Raw genomic sequence first — 17,060 nt, 5'->3', positions numbered from 1 at the left:
TATGCTATACTTAACAAAAAGAAAAGATGTGGGCAAACGATAGTGGCAAATATTTTCTACAAGTCAAAGCCAATCATCGGGCTTGATATTAACAAGGCCGGCGTTCGGGTAATGTCAGTCGATATGGCGCGGATGACGGTGCACGGATACGGCGCAATTGAGCTGGATCCGGCGAAGGACGAGAGCGATGACCGGGCAGAGTATCTCTGCGGCAAGATTAATCAAATGTTTGAAAAGAATATTGTCGGGCGGCTCGGCAGTAACCGCGTGGTGCTGGGACTACCGACGACCAAGACGTATGCGCGCACCTTTGCGCTGCCGATCAAGCAGGAGAATAAGATTGAAGAGGCGGTGAATCTCGAGGTCGAGCAGTACGTGCCAATGCCGCTCGACTCGCTTTATGTTGATCATCAGATTATCAAGCGCGGCAAAGAAAATTTATCAGTCTTGATGTGCGCGGTGCCGCAAAAGATCGTTGACGAGCAGCTGGCAATTGTTGAATCGTGCGGTATTGAGGTGGCGATGATTGAGCCGAGTATCAATGCGGTGGCGCGACTGCTTGAGCGAACCAAAGAGGGGTCGCTGCCGACAGTCATCGTTGACATCGGCCCAGCGACGACTGATATCGCTATTCTTGATGCGGCAATTCGCGTGACCGGTGGTCTAAACATTGGTGGTAATACATTGACGCTTGATATCGCGAAAAAATTGAACGTACCGCTCGAGACGGCGCACCAATTCAAGGTGCTTAACGGCCTCAACACTGGCCCTCGTCAGGAAAAGATTACCGAGGCACTAAAGCCGAGCCTACAGCGGATCATCGGTGAAATCCAGAAAGTTATTCGTTACTACACCGATCGCTTCCCGGATGAATCGCGCCTTGAACAGGTGCTAATCGTTGGTAGCGGCAGTAGCGTGCCGGGGCTTGGTGAGTACTTTACGGGCGAGCTGACCTTGCCAGCGCGAGTGGCGAGTCCGTGGCAGTCGCTGAACTTTAATAATTTAGCACCGCCGGCCAAACAGCTACGACCGCGGTTTATGACAGCAGCTGGCTTATCACTGGTGCGAGCGGAGGAGATTTGGCATGATTAATCTATTACCGCCGAAAGTTAAACGTGAGATTGTCGCCGGCCGGTCAAATGTAATATTGTGGCGCTACTGCGTGGTGTCGTTAATCCTCGGCTTCTTACTCATCGTGGCGACAGTAGGTATTTATTTGATCATGGAGCATGCAAAAACGACTGCTCAACAGACGATTGAGACGGGTAACCGTCGGGCGCTGCAGTATCAAAAAGTCCAGCAGGATTATGACTCGTTTAGTGCAAACCTCAAGATTGCTAAAGCAATCCTTGATAAAGACGTGCGGTACTCAAAGGTAGCACTCAAGATCGCTCAGGCGATGCCATCGGGAACAATTTTGCAAACGTTAACACTGGATAGCAAGAAGCTCGGCACGCCGATGACTATCAACGCACGCGGTAAAACGTATGGCGATGCACTGCGGCTCAAGGACAGTTTTCAGCAGTCAAACCTCTTTAAGGATGTTAATCTCGCCTCGGCGGTGGCCGAAAAAGAAAACAAGGACGGTTACCCGATCAATATTACAATTAATGTGACGATGGTGCCGGAGGTCGCGAAGCAATGAGTGAGAGAAAACGAGAAAAAATGACACCGGCGGTGACCATGCGGATCGTCTTTGCGCTGTCGCTGGTACTGATCTTGGTCGGCATGGGAGGGATCGTTTATTTCGGCTACACCATGCTGCAGGGTACCGCTGGGGAAGTCTCTAAGATTCAGACTGAGGCAAAAGCGGTTGACGCTAAGGTGCAGAATCTAGCGCGGCTGGAAAAGGAGATGGAGAAATATAAGGATAGTGTTGCCAAGGCTCGGCAGCTAGTAGCAGAAACTCAGCAATATCAATATCAGAATCAGATCATCAATGACCTCACTACTTACGCCAATCAATCAGGCGTTGGCATTGCTGGGTTCACCTTCACATCAGGCTCGGCTGGAGCCAAGTCAAACTCGGGTTCATCAGGAACCTCGGGTACGAATAATAGCTCCGGTTCAAACAGCGCTGCCGGGCCAAAAAGCATGAAAGTGTCGGTCCGCCTCAACGAAAAAACAGATTATATGGCGCTGCTTCGATTTATGCATTTGATTGAGCAGAACTTGACGCGGATGCAGATCGCTAGTGTCAGTATGTCCAAGGCTGAGGGGGTAGGCCAAGTGAGTACGCAAACTCTGGATGTGGAGGTATATGTTCGATGAAAAATTCACCTGATATTTCACAAATTGGTACACTGGTGTCGCGGTTTTTCCATCGCTACCACGTTATCCTCTATACATTGACGGTGGTGGTTGGTGTGTCGGTGGCAATTTTCCTGCTCTACAGTCTACTCGCCTCGTCGAATCCAAAAGAAGATACCATCCAACAACAGACGACGCGATTTGACCAGAAGACGATTGACCAGATCAACAGTTTCCGCACGCGCGATACCGCCAACGCCAATTTTAGTCTGCCGGCGGGGCGGACGAACCTGTTTGCCGAATAGCGTGGATATCGCTATAATGTGAGAAGTATGCTAATTTCTGCTGAACGATTTGATAACGCACCGGTGATGAGCCTACAGACTGGCTCGGAGCTGGCACGGACATCGCGGGCGGTGATCGACCCGCGCAATTTATCGATCGTGGCGTATGAGCTAGAAGGGCCGACGCTTGATCAATCGCCGAGTTTACTGCGGATCGCCGATGTGCGGGAAATTGGGCCGCTGGGTCTGATCATTGATTCGGCGGACGAGCTGATTATGCCGAGCGACGTCCTGAAGATCAAGGAAGTATATGAGTTTCAGTTCGCACTAGTTGGTAAGCGGGTCATTGATGAAAAAAAGCATAAGGTTGGCAAGGTCATCGGCTACACGTTGGAGGCCGGTAATTTTGTCATTCAGCAGCTCCGAGTGCGGCGACCGCTACTCAAGAGTTTTGGCGATACTGAACTGCTGATTCATCGTTCGCAGATCGTTCGTGTGACTGACGAACATATCGTTGTCAAGACGCCAGAGATCCGCCACAAGGAGCCGGTTGTGCAGCCACAGGCAACGTTCGAAAATCCATTCCGAAAGGCGCATCCTGCGGCCGAAGCTGACGGCAGCGACAGCAAATGAGCCAGATTATTACCAGTATCACAGCGATGCAGCAGCTAGGTCAGGTGATTGGGCACAGCCTGAAGGGTGGTGAGGTGATTGAGCTGGTCGGGGACATCGGCGCTGGCAAGACAACGCTAACGAAAGGTGTTGCCGAGGGCCTCGACATTACCGAGCCAGTGCAGAGCCCAACATTTACTATTTCCCGCGTGTACCAGTCGCCGGGCGGCTTGACGCTGGCTCACTATGATTTTTATCGATTGGGTGAGGCGGGTATCATGGCGGAGGAAATTCGGGAGGTAACCATGCAACCACAGACCGTAACAGTGGTTGAGTGGGCGGATGCCGTCGAGCAGGCGCTGCCGGCCGATCGACTGACAGTGAGGATTCTAGCAATTGACGAACAGTCGCGGCGTGTCACGTTGAGTGCTGGCGGGCCGACGAGCCAGGCACTCCTCGCGGCAATTAGTGCGGCGGACGAGGAGTTGGCGTGATTATTCTGCTTGATACATCGACGATGACGTGCCGTTTAACGATTGTTCAGGGCGATACCCGGCGAGAGGTGACTTGGGAAGCGGGTCGTGGTTTAGCCCGAGGGTTGCTACGATTTTTGGACGAGCAGGTCGGCGGCATTCACCACATCAGTGGTATCGGTATCATGCGTGGGCCGGGCAGCTTTACGGGACTGAGGATTGGTTGTGCGGTGGCAAACACGCTGGCGGAGGGACTCGGTGTTCCGATCGTTGGCAGTAGTGGCGATCACTGGCGAGATGACTGCCTGGAGCGGCTGAAGCGCGGCGAAAACGACACGATTATTCTCCCCGAATATGGCGGCGAGGCTCACATCACGGCTCCGCGCAAATAGTGGTATTTTCATCCGCGATATCGTACAATAAAAGTAAGGCGGCTTTAGATTAGTGGCTCGGGCCGTTTTATTGCATCAGTTGAATATGGCTAGTCGTTGATACATTTCTCGGGGTGTATACCCGGGGCGACTGGTCAGAAAAGAAAGGAAATCATATGGTAGGAATAGTTATTGGCGGCTTGGTTGGCGCGGCACTTGGCGTGGGCGGTTTTTACGCCTATCAGCGAACACGGCAAGCTAATGGCAAGTCGCAAATTGAGCGTGACATTGCCGAGGCAAAAAGTAAGGCGAGTGACATTGTCCTGAAAGCTAAGGACGAAGCCTTAAAAATCGAAAATGAGCGCCGGCGCGAATGGCAAAAGACCGAGAACCGGTTGGCGGATCGCGAGCAGACGCTGGATCGGAAATTGGACGAACTAGACAAGCGGGCGGAGAAGCTGCGCACGCACGAAGATGAGGTCGACAATCTCAAGGAAGAGATTCGCACTATTCGCACGCGTCAGCAGGAGAAGCTCGAAAAGATTGCGGGCCTAAGGAAAAAGGATGCTGCCGACAAGCTCATGCAAATGACCGAGCGCGATATCAAGAACGACCTGGTTGGATTGGTGTCGAAATTACAACATGAGGCTATAGATGACGCCGAAGAGCGGGCGCAGATGATCTTGCTCACCGCGATGGAGCGGATGAGCAGCGAGGTGACGGCTGAGCGAACAGTCACGGCCGTCAAGCTGACTGATGATGAGATGAAAGGTCGAATCATCGGCAAAGAAGGCCGCAACATTCAGGCATTGCAGCGCGAGACGGGCGTCGATATTTTGGTGGATGACACGCCGGGTATGATTGTGCTCTCAAGCTTTGATCCAATTCGCCGGCAGGTGGCTCGCTTGAGCCTCGAGATGTTGATGAAAGATGGTCGTATCCATCCAGCGCGCATCGAAGAAGTCGTCGCCAAGGCAAAAAAGCAGATTGATAAAGAAGTCAAACAGGCTGGCGAGGACGCTATGCGTGAGACCGGTGTCGTCGGCATCCCGAAGGAAATGCAGCGACTGCTCGGTGAGCTGAAATTCCGAACGAGTTACGGACAGAACGTATTGAAGCATTCCACCGAGATGGCCCAGATGGCGGGGATGATCGCTGAGGAAATTGGCGCTGATGTGCGCATCACGAAAATTGCGACACTGCTGCATGACGTTGGCAAGGCGGTGACTCACAAGATCGAGGGCAAGCATCACCACATCGGTGCCGAGCTAGCGCGCAAATACGGCATGGACGAGCGGATCGTTCACGCCATCGAAGCGCATCACGATGATATTGAGGCGACGACGCCGGAGGCATTGATCGTACGAGTGTGCGACGCCGCCAGTGCTGCTCGGCCAGGAGCACGTAACATTTCGGCTGAGAACTTTGCCGAGCGGATGCGCGATCTAGAAAATGTGGCGACCAGCTTTAATGGTGTTGATAAAGCCTATGCAATTTCTGCGGGGCGCGAAGTGCGGGTGATTGTCCGGTCAGAGGATATTGATGATCTGAGCGCATTCAAACTGTCGCGCGATATCGCTACTAAAATTGAATCAACCATGCAGTACCCAGGCACTATCAAGGTTAACGTCATCCGTGAAACACGGGCGATCGAGTACGCAAAATAATGAGAAGTGGTTGGTTGCCGCATGAGGAGTGGCTAAAGACGCAGGACACTCGGATCGCCAGTGCTGCGCTGCTGATTGAAAATCCGGCGGGCGAGCTGCTCACAGTCAAGGCGTATTACAAGACGCACTGGAGTCTGCCCGGTGGTATGGTTGACGCTGGCGAAACGCCGCTACAGGCAGCACTTCGCGAAACCCAGGAAGAGGTCGGGTTAGTCGTCACCGAGGATGAAGTCTCGTTTTTTGCGGTAGCCTCACGCTCCAGCGACAAAGGACTGGCGCATCAATATATCTTTCGGGCGGTGCTGGATGATGCGCGACTTAGGCAGATCGTCTTGCAACAGTCGGAAATTGACGCCTATCAGTTCCTGAGCCGCGACGCAGTGCTGGCAAGCAATGAAGGATTCGCGTGGTCAATACCACATTGGGCTCATCATCGGCCAGGCGGCTATGTCGAAACGCTAATCGTTGACGGCAATGACGAACGTCAAGAGGCGGTTACGCAATTCGTGGGATTTGGTTCGTAGGAAAAATAAACGGAGGAGGAATGATGGGAATATTAGTTATCAGTCGACACGGCGAGAGCGAATGGAATCTGCTCGGCAAGTGGACGGGCTGGACGGACGTGGGGCTTACGGAAAAAGGGCGGGCCGACACAGTGCGGCTGGGTGCGCTACTCAAAGACATCAGGTTTGATGAGGCGTATACGTCGGCGCTCAAGCGGACGCACCAAACGCTGGACGCATTGCTTGAGGGGCGCGGTAAGGGCAGTTTACCGACGACACAGGCGGCCGAGCTGAACGAGCGTGACTATGGCGATCTGACCGGTAAAAATAAGTGGGAAGTCAAGGCTGAGATTGGCGAGGAAGCGTTCAATGGCATCCGACGCGGTTGGGATTATCCGGTGCCGGGCGGTGAAACGCTCAAGGATGTTTATGCGCGGGTCGTGCCATATTTTGAGCAGGAGATACTACCGAAATTACAGGCGGGTGAGAACATTCTATTAGTGGCGCATGGTAATTCTATCCGCGCGCTGATGAAACATCTCGACCACGTGCCAGAAGCAGACATGACCCATGTGGAAATGCCGTTTGGTCAGCTACTGGTTTACACCTTTGAGCCGACGTCTGATCTACCGACGAATAAAGACGTATTGTCGGTAGAGATTGAGGCGGTGAACGCGTAGCTCTCTAGGACTCAATGATGTGCACTTAACTGAGCCAGCGATTGGCTTCTGGTGCGGTATCGGCTTCATCGAGTCACATGTCACCGAGCCATTCTGGTTCGGTATGAAAACAGGTATAGTCAGCGTGCGCGATCGTTGAGCGAGCGATATCTTTTTCGATCATTGTCACGAGCTTGCTGTCAGTGGCGCCGCACACGAGGAAATGGCCGAAGGCGAATTTGGCGATTACGCCCTGATCGAGCACATCATTGATGATGATCACCATGTGACCATTCACTTCAGCTATCTGAGACATGAGCTTGCTGGTAGATGGCATCGTTCCACGTGGCGAAGCAACATGTCCAGTATAAGCTGATAACAATTTGGCTAAGGGTATGGCTCATGATACTCGGGTTGGCGGCTTATTTGCTGATGTCGGCGAACGGGGCTATTGGAACGAGGTTGAAAATCAAGTAGTAAGTATGCGACAATAGTTAGGAAGTGAAAAGAAGTATGAGCCCCGAGGGCAATTCGACGAGTTTGGGCATTCCCGCACGACCACTGGGAATGGCATATGTTTCAGAAAACCCGCCGACGACGGGTGTCCCCGTAGGCTATAGCCTCAAGAAGAAGACGCGCTACAATGGACGCCTTGATAGCCTCGACACTAACCACCAAACCGTAGAGTCGTCTGGCACAGATTCCGAGAGATACCAAAGGCTACTTGTAGCAACAGAATCATTGGCTACACAGGTTCGCCAACTACCCCTAAGGCATCCAAGGAAAGGGCGATATGTAAACGCGCTTCAAGCCCTAATGAACGGCGAATCAGGCGACGTGGGAAGGGTGGCCTTCCTCATCACTAGTCCCGTAGAAGAGGCAAGAGAACAGCTTCACCCATTGGCAGAAACGGGAGTTGCCTCGGCCGAGGTTGGTGCTGCTGCCATGACTCTTTATTCACTTGCCAAGCCCTCGACGGAATAGTGATCATACCCATACTTACTATGTATTATCGCACACCACTCCCCTTAGTAAAAGCCTCTTCCCAGGAGACCCTGTTCCATCCCTCTCATCTTGTTTACCATTAAACAAAATGGGGGGGTAACTTGTCAATGTTAATCAATAATCCCTAGGGCAATCGTCATCACGCCAAGTACCACGTGGCTTATCGTTACGCCAATGAGGTTCAGTGACTGCTGATACACCCGATACCAGAAAAAGCCGACGATGCTCATGACAACAACAGTGAGCATATCGCCGTAGATGATATGTGCGTAACCGAAAAGGGCGGCTGCTACGCCAAGCTCTAGCACTCGGTGTAGCCGTAGTTCTTGTAGTATGCGGCTGAGATGCCGCGGAATAACAGTTCTTGCGCCGGGCATGAGATGAGAATGTAAAATACATAAAATCCTATTCCTTCGGTTGGTGAGAATCGAGGTTTTTCGAGGAGTAGAAACAGCCCAGCCGCGATAATGAGGGCTATGGTTATCGGCAGCACAGTTTTTAGCGAATAGATGGTACGCTGCCGCGTAATACCGATGTCGCTATGCGTATGGCCGAGTATTCGCATTAATATATACATCATCACTGCACTGACTATAAGTGCCACGAATTTCATATTCCAAGGGATAATGCCGATACAAATGAGAATGGGCAACATAAGATACACGCAGACAATGGCGCAGAGATATATCATTTGTCGGCGGTGAGCTGTGAGGGTGATGTGATTAGTGCTGGCCATAATTATGAGAGTATGTCTATATATTAACTCAAATCACTAATTATTGCTGTATTTAATGTGTCAAGTGTGGTAGAATGGAGCGGAGTGAGTATCGAGATCAGCTTCTCGGGGTGTGGCGCAGTTGGCTAGCGCGCGCGGTTTGGGACCGTGAGGTCGAAGGTTCGAGTCCTTTCACCCCGACCACAACACTCATCTTGTTCGAACACACGCCCTCGGAGTTCCGCTCCGGGGGCGTTTTCGTCGATGTAGCAGGGGTGAGATAAATCGTCTTAATGAAATCCTTAAAGACAGGATTCTTGCTAAAGGAGAGGGCGTGTCGCCCCTTTGTCATCAGATTTCTGAGGGGTCGATGAGCATACTACGTGGCGGGGGTGGCGCCTGTCTTGATATATAGTTCTCCGCGATGTATTCGGCAGTAGTAACGCCGACTGGAGTATGCCGCTCAGGTGTAGTCTTAGAGACTTTTGCGGCCCCGCGTGCTCTCACGCGTTTAGAGGGCTTAGTCATACCGCTCCTCTTGGAGAAATGTCGACGTTTCACGGAAACTTCCATAATAATTCTCCTGACCTCTTCCGCTATCTGTTTCTGTAAAAGGGAACGTCGCCCGGGCGACAGAGACTTCAGGGCCTGTTCACTCATGGCAATATCGCCTAATTCTCGTACCCGCGGGCGCCTTTCGCAAGCCTCCAACCGTGGAGTTTCTTCTTCCGGTGGTTGTGGTGATGAACGCCATCGGTCTTTCATACTGCTTTTTAATATAGCACAGGCGTTCGAAAATTGGTAGACGTGGACTCGTCTCCTAGCGGTGCAGTCGGCGGGAGCGGAATCCATGCTTGCCTCCTGGTCGGCTCAAGCAGTCAGGAAAGCTCGGGCGATGGGACGAAGTCCAGTGTTCGGGGTGACCAGGGGCGAAGTGAGCGGAGAGAGGGAGCGGGGTGGGTGGGATAGTCTGTAAGGCTGCCCCTTGTTTGCTAATAGCAACCATGGTTAAATAGATGCAAGAGGGATATTGCATGGAAGAAATAATCACAAAAATTGATTCGCTAGCAAAACAAATGAATGAACGGTTTGAAACCGTCGATAAGCGCCTGGACAAAATGGATGGCCACTTAGGCAAGATGGGTGAGCGATTTGATGCCGTAGAGACCCGTCTTGGCAACCTCGAGCAGGGTCAGGCTGCCATCCGTAAAGACATCAAGAACAGCGACGACATCTTCCAGCTGTTTGAACTGAAGACCGATCATAATTTCAAGAAGGTCATGGCCATCCAAAGTGACCTCAAGGCTGAACTGGCTTCGCTACGCACCCGCTTATTCCTTGAGGAAGGTTCTCGCGAGCACGCCGACACAGTTGGCTGGGACACCCAGGACAAGAAATGGCGAGCGCTGGACAAGCGGCTGCACGCGGTTGAGGCTCACCTGGGGCTTGGGTAGGTAGCTTAGGGACTCTGCGGGGCCTGGTTCATAGGTAGCGTGTCAGCCAGCTAAACCTCCGATTAGAGCGCGGTTAAGGATGAATGCGGGTAAGCTTCCACGTCCCATCATGGCACCATGACTTTGCCCTCGGAGAAAATATGTGAGGTACAGGCCCACCTACGCGGAGACTGCATCCGATTCTTGTTGAGGACTTGAGCCCATGCAGCGACGGGTGTATTATAGCGTTTTACACTTTCATCTAGCCTCTGATACAATCAAATCTATAAAACCATAAGAAAGGGGGTGTGAGATGAATGATGCCAGTAAACAAGGCACCGAAGAGTTTAAATCAAGATGGGTCGTTCCGACAGAGGAGTCACGTGCGGAACTTGCCGAGTGGGGTCTCCGCACACGAGAAGAACAAAACGAGCTTTACCACGTCATGGACGAGCGCTTTGAACGTGTCTATCGTGCTAGGTTAAAAATGGTTGAGATGAGTCGTAAGGCGGCAGAGGAAGCTTTAGGCGAGGTCGCAGTTGGGGAATCAAAAAATACTGTATGTAAACACAGAGAGCGCCAAGCGACTGTTCGAGAAATATTACAGACTAACGGTGGAAGCATGTATTGGTCAGATCTTATAGGCGTAATGACTAAACCTCCCCACAGCTTTTTTGAAGGAGAAGCTGTTATGGCGCTCATTGATAGTCCTAAAGGTTTTCAGGTTGATCATTTTAACCTCATCGTCTCCATTAGCGACCGCTAGATCGCACCGAGATTTACCGCCCTCGCTCCATTGCCACCCACTGCGCATGTTCTGCGGTGCGGTCGATTGGTAGAGCGCTGAGCTTATCGGTATAGCCTTTTCGTGTGAGTGCTGCGGTGATCAAAAAATCAGCAAGCCGTGGATTCTTTGGCAAGATTGGCCCGTGCAGGTACGTCGCTATGATATTGTATAGCCTCGCACCCTCAACTTGGCCAGTCTCATCATTACCAGCGCCCCGCACCACGTGCCCCAGCGGTGATACTCCGTCATCGAGCAGCGTCTGGCCGCTATGATTTTCATAGCCAACGATCTGCCCGAACTCCTCGCTCTCGAGTGTAATGTTGCCGATCAGTCGTTCTGCCTTGGCGTATGTCTCTAGCGGTAAAATCCCCGCACCACGAATCACGTGCCCATCATGTGTGGTGAACGCCCGGCCAAATAATTGATACATACCACAGATCATCAGCATTGGCACGTCGCTCTCTGCTAAGCGCCGTAGCTCATCCGCTCGCGCCAGCAAATCGTCTTGGATAATTTCTTGCCCGGCATCCTGGCCGCCACCGCCGATGAAAATATCTCCCGCCATAAAATCAGTCGTATCACTCGGATTATGATCAATAATGCGTACCGTAAAGCCGCGCCATTCCAGCCGCTTTTTCAGCGCCAGTGTATTGCCCCAGTCGCCATAGAGATTCATATCGCGCGGATACAATTGAATAATCGTGATCGTCATCGGATGGCCTCCACATCGGTTTTGATTGATAATAATTTGCGCAGTCGCATCATCGCTGTGTAGGTACAGTAAATATGCTTTGGCTTGCGTGGATGATGGGCTAGTAATTTCTCCAGCGCCGCCGCCAAATCTGGCTCAATTACTTCTGGCGTAATATCATCATACCCCAGTCGCAGTGCCATATCGTGAGCGCGCACGCCGCTGACCACCGCTACCCGTTCGAGGCGCGAAACATCCACATCCCACAGCCAACTAACGTCGCGCCCGTCGGCGTAGTTATCATTGATGGCGATCATCGTATCCGCTGTCCCGTCGGCAAATGACAGCAGGCTGAGTCGAAAGCCGCTCGGGTTTTTCACGAGAATTAGCTCAATCGGCGTGCCGTCAATCACAATGGTCTCGCCTCGACCGAATGCCGGCGCTACGTCTGACAGGGCGCCTAGTAGTGTCGTTAGCTCGGCTTTCTCTCCCATAATTTGTCGTACCAAACTCAGCGCCGCCGCTGCGTTCAACAAATTATACACGCCATTCAGCCGCATTCGCACTGCGTGCTTGGCATTGCCAATCTGAAAGGTTGCCGTTTGCTTATCAATGTCAGCGAGCAGCACGTCGGCTGGTGCCAGGTGATTTGCCTGAGCCTGGCCGGTCTTGAGCGCATCGTCAGTCGGCATCAGTTCCAGCAGCTGGTTGGTCGTGCCAAAAAACGCTACGTTGGCCGCCGTCTGCTGGTGCAGGCGATAGATGCGCGGGTCGTCGCGATTGAGTACCACGGTATCAGTGGTTGCCTGGGCGATTTTTGCCAAGAAACCAGCTGCCGTGTCGATCTCGCCAAACCGATCTAGTTGATCACGCATGACGTTGAGTAGCAGGCTGTAGCGCGGTGGTACTAGCTGGACAAACTTGACTGCCCAGGCTTCGTCAAGCTCCAGCACCCCGATGTCGGCATCCAGCCGCCCGCGCATGTCCACTTCGCCGAGCAGTGCTGCCGCCACGCCGCGCGAGAAATTACTGCCCGTGCGATTGGTAAAAACCTTGAGGCCGGCCGCCTCGAGCAGTTCAACGACGATTTTAGTGGTAGTGGTCTTGCCGTTCGTGCCACTGATAACTACCACGCCGTGCGGTATTTGCGCCAGGGTGCGAGCGATAAAGCCCGGATCAATCTTTTCGATGACCAGCCCCGGGAGCGCCGAGCCGCCACCGCGCAGGCGAGCAGCTTGTTTGACGGTTTTGCCGATGAGTGTACTGAGAATCTGTCGTGACATATTTCGTATTATACCGCGCCCAAGCAGTGTGCTACAATAGAACTATGTTTTTGGTGGGTATTTTCCAGTGGTGGTATGGTGCAGGCTGGCGGCGGCATATCAAGCGAGTTGGTCTTGGCGTGCTGCGGACAGCTGATGTTTTCTCAATCGGCCTGTTGGTGCGGACGCTGTTCGATCCATTTCGCCAAATTTCTGCAGGGCAAATTCGTGCTCAAGCACCACTTACCGTGAAAATGCAAGCCTTTTTCGACCGGCTGTTCTCGCGAGCAGTTGGTGCGGTAGTGCGGCTTTTGGTACTGTTTGCGGGACTGGTGGTTATCAGCCTGCGGGCGGTGTGGGCGGTCGGCAGCATCGTGGTGTGGGCGCTGTTACCCGTAACGCCGGTGATAGGAATTATCTTGTGGCAGATGAGGGTATTGGCATGAACGAGGTGCGGCCGGAGTTTCGCTATCACAGCTTGCGGGCACAAAAGGCGCGGTTTACAGCGCGGTTTGGTACGGTCTGGCATGTCTTGGTAGTACTCATCGCTGTTGCATTGGGTCTGGGTGGCGTTTGGCTATTGATCAAACACGGGTCGATTGGCTGGTTGATGGTTGGTCTGGTGGGGCCGCTGGCGATGCTCAGTGTGTGGTGGCAGGGCGATCTCAAGACGATGGCGGTGAGCGCGCGGGCGGAGACGATTGATGATGTGATGGCAGCAGATATACTGGGCCGCCTGAGCCAGCGGCCGTCACCGAAAGAAATCGCCCTGGCGGTTGGTCAGTCGCGGGCCGGGCAATTCCTCGGAGTACGGTTGGGTCTCACGCCGAACTTTTTGGCGAATATTGCTTCGGATGATCCTAATAACACGCCAGCTGTATGGCAATCAGCGCTGCGAATTTGGCGTGACACCAATAGCCCGAAGGTAACAGGTGCGGTGTTGGCGGCGGCGATTGTTGAGCAATTTCCGAATCATGACGCTCTGCTAGCAAATCTAAAAATTGATTTTCGTGATGTATTGGGTGGTATTATGTGGTATGAGCGCCTCAAGTCATTGATCGAGCAGTTCAAGCAAAAGCCGCTCCACACCGGCGGTATCGCCCGTGATTGGTCATTTGGTTATACGCCGCTTTTGAGCCGGTTCGCCCAGAACCTCAGCCTGCAGGTATCGGGCGGGACGATGATCTCGCAGCTGGACGCTCATCAGGCGGCGCTGGAGCAGCTGATGACAATTTTTGGCTCGAATGGCCGGCAGAATGCAGCGCTGGTCGGGCTCAATGGGGCCGGCAAGAGTACGGTCGTGGCGGCGTTCGCTGAGATGCTCATTGACGGACATAAAACCGTGCCGTCATCGCTGCTCTATCGGCAGATTTTCCTCTTGGACGCCTCGTCGCTGATCTCGGCAGCAGCCGGTCGGGGCGAGCTGGAAGCGCTGGTGACGCAGATTCTCAACGAAGCATTTTTATCAAAGAATGTCATTTTGTGTCTCGATAATGCTCAGCTGTTTTTTGAAGAAGGTGTTGGCTCGGTTGATTTAAGTAATTTGCTACTGCCAATTTTGGAGGCGGGTCGGCTGCGGATTATCCTCACTATGGATAGTCAGCGCTACTTGCAGATTTCTCAGCGCAACGCCCAGCTGGCGACGGCGCTCAATACCATCGTTATCGAGCCATCATCGCCCGAGGAGACGGTGCGAATTATGCGCGATCAGCTGCTTGGTCTTGAACATCGCCACAAAGTGACCTACATGTATCAAGCCATCGCTGAAGCCTACCGCGTCGGCGAGCGGTACGTCCAAGACGTGGCGATGCCGGGTCGGGCACTCAAGGTGCTGGAGGCGGCAGCTCATTATGCGTCGTCCGGTCTGGTGACAGCTCAGTCGGTCGATGACGCGGTCGAAAAAACCATGGGCATCAAGATCGCGACTGCCTCGACTGATGATGAACGAGAGAAGCTCTTGAACCTCGAAGACCTGATTCATCAGCGCATGATCAATCAAACGCGTGCCGTCAGCGTCATCTCTGATGCCATCCGGCGAGCACGGGCTGGTGTACGCAACCCCGATCGGCCGATTGGTACGTTTCTGTTTCTCGGCCCAACTGGTGTTGGTAAAACTGAGCTGTCCAAAGCGCTAGCGGATATCTACTTTGGCGGCGAGGGTAATCTAATTCGGCTGGACCTTAATGAGTTTGTGCGGGCCGAGGACGTGGCGCGGCTGATCGCTGATGGAGCGAATGATCCGATGAGCCTGACCGCCCAGGTGCAAAAGCGACCATTCTCGGTGGTGTTGCTCGATGAAATTGAAAAGGCCCATCCGCAGGTGCTCACGACGCTTCTGCAGTTACTGGACGAGGGAATTTTACGCGACGAAAAGAACCGCGACATTAGTTTTCGTGACGCCATCGTCATCGCCACATCGAATGCTGGGGCCGAGAGAATTCGCGAATATATCGAGCGTGGCTACCAACTGGAGCAGTTTGAGCAAACATTTATCAACGAGCTGATTAATGCCAATCTGTTTCGTCCGGAGTTTCTCAACCGGTTTGATGAAATCGTGCTATTTCGTCCTTTGGGTAAAGGAGAGCTGCTGCAGGTCGTTGATCTCATTTTGGCTGGTATCAATCGAACGCTGGCGCCACAAAAAATCCAAGTTGCTGTCGAAGAGGCGGGCAAAAAATTATTGGTCGATGCTGGCTACGACCCGCGCCTCGGCGCTCGTCCGATGCGCCGCGTGGTGCAGCGAGCTGTCGAGAATACCGTCGCCAAGCAGCTGCTCGCTGGCTCTGTCGCGCCGGGCTCAACGACGATTATCACGGCGGAGCAGATACGAGCGGTGGTCGGCGAAGCGGCCGACGGCAGCAGTATGGTGTCCCCGGGCCCGGCCGTGCCGCCGATGTCACTCGGGCAGTAGAGTTGTAAATATATTTATAATATGTTATAATTAAAGCAATGGTTCAGAGTAATATGGAATTTTCCAGTCACGGAAATGAAGTTGAAGAGCGATCACTAAACCTCAGCTCGATTGAAGGACTCGTGGCGAGTGGTTTTATTGATGAAGGTGGGCAACTGACCGAGCGGACACGTCGCGCCATGCCGCGAGGAGGTGTAGAGATATTAACACCTATTAAGGTGCTAGAGGATGGAGAATTGGTTGACCCGAAGCTTTCAAGAGAGGTGCAGGATTCCTGTTTTGTTATTGCGGACGGGGTAATTGTAGGGGGGTGTTTTCTTGATCTCCCCGGGTCTGAGATGGTTGAATATAACGGCCGCATCTCCAACCATGGCTTTGTTACCATATGCCAAGATCCTATGCTCGTGAATATTGTCGAGCAACTTGAAGATATAGCTCGGGAAGATCAACATACTAGGCTAACACTACGGGATATGGGTGCTCTCGGATTTGGCGGCTTTGTCGCTGGTGGAGGTATGTCATGGCTAGGTTCTGGCGAGCCATTTCTGACGACAGCTGGGACTGTTGTGGGTGGTGCGGTTGGGTCGATTGGCTTTCGACTGACTGAAAGAAAATGGCTTGAGGGGCAGGTAGAACAACTTAGTCGGGTAATACATGAATGCCCCGACAACATTACCATTAACCTCGACCTTATTGACAAGGCGCGAGCGAGCAAGCCGTCACCGGTGGTATCTAGTCTGCAGTGGTTTTGGGAGACGAGCAGAGTCGACCCTAACTTTAGATTTGATGCACAGATAATAACTATCAATAATATTATTCGGTTTATATTTAGAGATCCGCGATATAACTCGGACGCCCTTATGTTTGCCAAGAAGTGCCAAGAGTGCCAACAAGAGTATGACGCAATACAGCGTGAGCGAGCCGCACTGGAAGTTCGTACTAGCATGGGCATAAAAACTAACGATGGTCAATTGGACGCGCGTGAGAGTCATACTGATGAATATTTGGCGGACTGTTTCTTGCAGCTGTTCGATGGTGTGAAAGAGACACACGACCGACTAGAGCGGGAAGAACAGCAACGACAATCGCGGCGCGAGTTTGATGCCACGATAGAGCGCCTCACGACCGTTACCGAAGAAGAAATTAAGTGTCAATCAGCGAAAGTATTTCATGATGAGTTGATGCGGTCTCTGAGCGGAGAAACGCTGATAGGTTTTAGTGGAGGCGAACAAGGCGTCTATACACCAGCAATAATATGGGCAATGGACTTCATCCATAAATTACCGCGGATGATAACCCCCAGCCTGTCGGTATATAAGGCGTATGATCATTTTCAAAGTAAAATCAAAGTCATGACAGACGGCAAGTTGACATTGCCAACAACTGATGAATTCCAACAAAAATACCCCGTTATCGACCAGGGTATCGTCTAGTATA

General features: G+C 52.5%; 20 protein-coding genes and 1 tRNA gene. 17 read left to right on the top strand and 4 right to left on the bottom strand.

Annotation, left to right across the window (positions count from 1 at the left end):
- Positions 1-42: 42 nt before the first annotated feature.
- From FBF28_03620 to FBF28_03575, 10 genes are all read left to right on the top strand, one after another.
- The gene (locus FBF28_03620; GenBank protein QJU08623.1) at positions 43-1,092 is read left to right on the top strand and encodes a pilus assembly protein PilM; all 1,050 of its coding nucleotides are present in this window, start codon (positions 43-45) and stop codon (positions 1,090-1,092) included.
- Entirely contained in the window at positions 1,085-1,645 is a 561-nt protein-coding gene (locus tag FBF28_03615; GenBank protein ID QJU08622.1) for a hypothetical protein, read from the top strand. Before FBF28_03620 ends, FBF28_03615 begins: the two co-directional genes overlap by 8 nt.
- Positions 1,642-2,271, top strand: coding sequence for a hypothetical protein (locus tag FBF28_03610; GenBank protein QJU08621.1), 630 nt, complete (start codon positions 1,642-1,644; stop codon positions 2,269-2,271). Before FBF28_03615 ends, FBF28_03610 begins: the two co-directional genes overlap by 4 nt.
- Positions 2,268-2,555, top strand: coding sequence for a hypothetical protein (locus FBF28_03605; protein ID QJU08620.1), 288 nt, complete (start codon positions 2,268-2,270; stop codon positions 2,553-2,555). The genes FBF28_03610 and FBF28_03605 overlap by 4 nt, the downstream gene beginning before the upstream one ends.
- 27 nt (positions 2,556-2,582) lie before the next feature.
- Positions 2,583-3,167, top strand: a complete 585-nt coding sequence (locus tag FBF28_03600) for a hypothetical protein (GenBank protein ID QJU08619.1) — start codon at positions 2,583-2,585, stop codon at positions 3,165-3,167.
- Complete coding sequence (gene tsaE, locus FBF28_03595) at positions 3,164-3,640, top strand: tRNA (adenosine(37)-N6)-threonylcarbamoyltransferase complex ATPase subunit type 1 TsaE (protein ID QJU08618.1); 477 nt, start codon at positions 3,164-3,166, stop codon at positions 3,638-3,640. Before FBF28_03600 ends, tsaE begins: the two co-directional genes overlap by 4 nt.
- Positions 3,637-4,011: a hypothetical protein gene (locus tag FBF28_03590; GenBank protein QJU08617.1), complete on the top strand. Its 375-nt coding sequence runs from the start codon at positions 3,637-3,639 to the stop codon at positions 4,009-4,011. The genes tsaE and FBF28_03590 overlap by 4 nt, the downstream gene beginning before the upstream one ends.
- A 155-nt stretch (positions 4,012-4,166) precedes the next feature.
- Positions 4,167-5,657 (top strand): ribonuclease Y, encoded by a 1,491-nt coding sequence (gene rny / locus FBF28_03585; GenBank protein QJU08616.1) that lies wholly within the window; start codon positions 4,167-4,169, stop codon positions 5,655-5,657.
- Positions 5,657-6,181 carry an NUDIX hydrolase gene (locus FBF28_03580; GenBank protein ID QJU08615.1) on the top strand — a complete coding sequence of 175 codons (525 nt, stop codon included), beginning with the start codon at positions 5,657-5,659 and terminating at the stop codon, positions 6,179-6,181. Before rny ends, FBF28_03580 begins: the two co-directional genes overlap by 1 nt.
- Positions 6,182-6,201: 20 nt before the next feature.
- Positions 6,202-6,840: a 2,3-diphosphoglycerate-dependent phosphoglycerate mutase gene (locus FBF28_03575; protein ID QJU08614.1), complete on the top strand. Its 639-nt coding sequence runs from the start codon at positions 6,202-6,204 to the stop codon at positions 6,838-6,840.
- A 73-nt stretch (positions 6,841-6,913) separates the two neighbouring features.
- Here FBF28_03575 and FBF28_03570 read toward each other — a convergent pair whose 3' ends face one another.
- A complete protein-coding gene (locus FBF28_03570) occupies positions 6,914-7,135 on the bottom strand; it encodes a hypothetical protein (GenBank protein ID QJU08613.1) in 222 nt (73 codons plus the stop codon).
- Between the two features lie 197 nt (positions 7,136-7,332).
- Here FBF28_03570 and FBF28_03565 point away from each other — a divergent pair, with 197 nt between their 5' ends.
- Positions 7,333-7,803 carry a hypothetical protein gene (locus FBF28_03565; protein ID QJU08612.1) on the top strand — a complete coding sequence of 157 codons (471 nt, stop codon included), beginning with the start codon at positions 7,333-7,335 and terminating at the stop codon, positions 7,801-7,803.
- 131 nt (positions 7,804-7,934) lie between these two features.
- Here the strand turns inward: FBF28_03565 and FBF28_03560 are convergent, their stop codons facing one another.
- Positions 7,935-8,201: a CPBP family intramembrane metalloprotease gene (locus FBF28_03560; GenBank protein QJU08611.1), complete on the bottom strand. Its 267-nt coding sequence runs from the start codon at positions 8,199-8,201 to the stop codon at positions 7,935-7,937.
- A 465-nt stretch (positions 8,202-8,666) separates the two neighbouring features.
- On the opposite strand from FBF28_03560, the gene FBF28_03555 reads away from it, so the two are divergent.
- From FBF28_03555 to FBF28_03545, 3 genes are all read left to right on the top strand, one after another.
- Positions 8,667-8,743: transfer RNA gene (locus FBF28_03555), tRNA-Pro, on the top strand.
- An 830-nt stretch (positions 8,744-9,573) separates the two neighbouring features.
- On the top strand, positions 9,574-9,993 hold the full coding sequence (locus FBF28_03550) for a hypothetical protein (protein ID QJU08610.1): 420 nt from the start codon (positions 9,574-9,576) through the stop codon (positions 9,991-9,993).
- Positions 9,994-10,285: 292 nt separating this feature from the next.
- Positions 10,286-10,738: a hypothetical protein gene (locus FBF28_03545; GenBank protein ID QJU08609.1), complete on the top strand. Its 453-nt coding sequence runs from the start codon at positions 10,286-10,288 to the stop codon at positions 10,736-10,738.
- Between the two features lie 13 nt (positions 10,739-10,751).
- On the opposite strand, the gene FBF28_03540 is transcribed toward FBF28_03545, so the two are convergent.
- Entirely contained in the window at positions 10,752-11,471 is a 720-nt protein-coding gene (locus tag FBF28_03540) for a glutamine amidotransferase (protein QJU08608.1), read from the bottom strand.
- Positions 11,468-12,733, bottom strand: coding sequence for a DUF1727 domain-containing protein (locus FBF28_03535; GenBank protein ID QJU08607.1), 1,266 nt, complete (start codon positions 12,731-12,733; stop codon positions 11,468-11,470). The genes FBF28_03540 and FBF28_03535 overlap by 4 nt, the downstream gene beginning before the upstream one ends.
- A gap of 44 nt (positions 12,734-12,777) precedes the next feature.
- Between FBF28_03535 and FBF28_03530 the strand changes: the two genes are divergently transcribed.
- From FBF28_03530 to FBF28_03520, 3 genes are read left to right on the top strand one after another with little or no spacing between them, the layout of a single operon-like run.
- Entirely contained in the window at positions 12,778-13,158 is a 381-nt protein-coding gene (locus FBF28_03530; protein ID QJU08606.1) for a hypothetical protein, read from the top strand.
- Positions 13,134-15,623 carry an ATP-dependent Clp protease ATP-binding subunit gene (locus tag FBF28_03525; GenBank protein QJU08605.1) on the top strand — a complete coding sequence of 830 codons (2,490 nt, stop codon included), beginning with the start codon at positions 13,134-13,136 and terminating at the stop codon, positions 15,621-15,623. The genes FBF28_03530 and FBF28_03525 overlap by 25 nt, the downstream gene beginning before the upstream one ends.
- 38 nt (positions 15,624-15,661) lie before the next feature.
- Positions 15,662-17,056 (top strand): mitochondrial large ribosomal subunit protein uL15m, encoded by a 1,395-nt coding sequence (locus FBF28_03520; protein ID QJU08604.1) that lies wholly within the window; start codon positions 15,662-15,664, stop codon positions 17,054-17,056.
- The last annotated feature ends 4 nt before the right edge of the window (positions 17,057-17,060 follow it).

Source organism: Candidatus Saccharibacteria bacterium oral taxon 488 (genome assembly GCA_013099195.1).
Classification (GTDB): domain Bacteria; phylum Patescibacteriota; class Saccharimonadia; order Saccharimonadales; family Saccharimonadaceae; genus Nanosynbacter.
This window is presented reverse-complemented; position numbering and strand designations above follow the sequence as displayed.